Genomic DNA, 1550 nt, shown 5'->3' with positions numbered 1-1550 from the left:
CTTACCCACTCCGCCCAGGCCGGCGACCACCTGCGTGAGCACCGTGGTCTGCCCTGGCCTGGTGGCGTTGTGCAGTTTCTCGGACTCGGCTCGCTGCTGGAAACTATCCGCTCGCGGTGGAAGACTGCCCACCATCAGCGGCGTGCCCGGTGCCTGTCCCCGCAACATGATATGCGCCTGTTCGGGCGATACGGCAGGATCCCGGTCTCGAGATGTGGTACTTTTTTGTTCTTGCGATGCGGTAGGAATGTGGTTGTACGATGCGCCCGCATACTGCCGTGGCGCCTGTTCCTCGAGGTCGCCGCGGAGGATTCCGAGATGCACCTGCATCATCTCGGGGCCGGGCTCCAAACCATGATCCTCGACTATCCGGTCACGCGCCGACCGGTACAGGGCCAGGGCCTCGCCGCGTTTGCCAGTGGCGTACAGAGCTCGCATCAGCACAGTGACCAGACCCTCATAACAGAGATCATCATGGGTGAGGTCCCGAAGCGGTTCGATCACGGCTGGCGCATTCCCTGCCTTCAGTTCGGCGGACGCCCAGGCCACGACCACCTCTTTCCACTCCTGCCGCCAGATCCGCCGGATCCGTTCAACCCACAGTGACTCCGTCAGCCCTACCAGCGGTTCACCGCGCCACAACCGTACTGCTTCACGAAGCGCAGGGAGCGCTCCGTCGTCTCCATCCGCGGTCCTGGCATGTTCCAGCAGGCGGCGCATGCGGAAGACATCCACCCGTTCGGGGCCGAGATCAAGAATGTAGCCCTCGGCACGGCGCGGGATCCGCACTGCGCGCTGTTCGTCGGAGTGCTGTTCGAACAGCCGGCGTAGCCCGCTGATATGCGCATGCAGGCTACGGCTGGGGCGCTCGGGCCCGTCGCCCTCACCCCACACCCGGTCGATCAACGTCTTGGTGGATACGGGCCTGCCCGCATCGGCCGCCAGCGCCGCGAGCACCAGACAACGCTGCGGTCGTCCTACCTCGACGACCCGCCCCGATTTCAGCAACTGCACCGGACCAAGCAGTAGGACGTCCACAGTGTTCTGCCCCGTATCAGATCACAGCTACCTCGATGTCACTGCGGACAACATAGCCAGCACTGTTCCAGCCGGTGGAGACCGGCCCAGATTTTTCGCGCCCTGATCGAATATGGTAATAAATGAATTTTTTATACTATTTTATACTGATTTATTCGATTTGCCCCAGGGTCGGCCAGGGTCTGCCATCTTGCCGGCAGGCGAGGTGGGCGATGGCAGGCAGGGCGCGAAGTGCGGTGTGCCGACGACCAAGGATCCCGATGCCCCCGCGGCCCTCCGACCAGGACGACAACATTCCGGCAACACCTGGAACTACCTGGCTGTGTGACGTTGCACCTCATGACACACCGATCCACCGCGGAGCACCGCGAAACGGCATCTGATCCTGTCGGGCGGCTCAGATTTCGCGACCGACTACCGGATCATGCTGCTGGATTTCACCGGCAAGGACACCGGTGGCGGGTCTGTCCGGACAGCGAAGGCAGCCGCGGTGCCTGACACACCGCACGTTG

The 1550-nt window shown here is 63.0% G+C and carries 1 protein-coding gene; it reads right to left on the bottom strand.

All coding sequences use genetic code 11. The features are described from left to right. Nucleotides 1-1038 (bottom strand): AfsR/SARP family transcriptional regulator (locus AC5LUJ_RS13935; RefSeq protein ID WP_493465060.1); only part of this gene is annotated, 1038 nt, incomplete at its 3' end. Between the last annotated feature and the right edge of the window lie 512 nt (nt 1039-1550).

Source organism: Protofrankia sp. CiP1_Cm_nod3 (genome assembly GCF_982290655.1).
The sequence above is the reverse complement of the archived record's forward strand: the minus strand, read 5'-3'. Positions and strand labels throughout refer to the sequence as shown.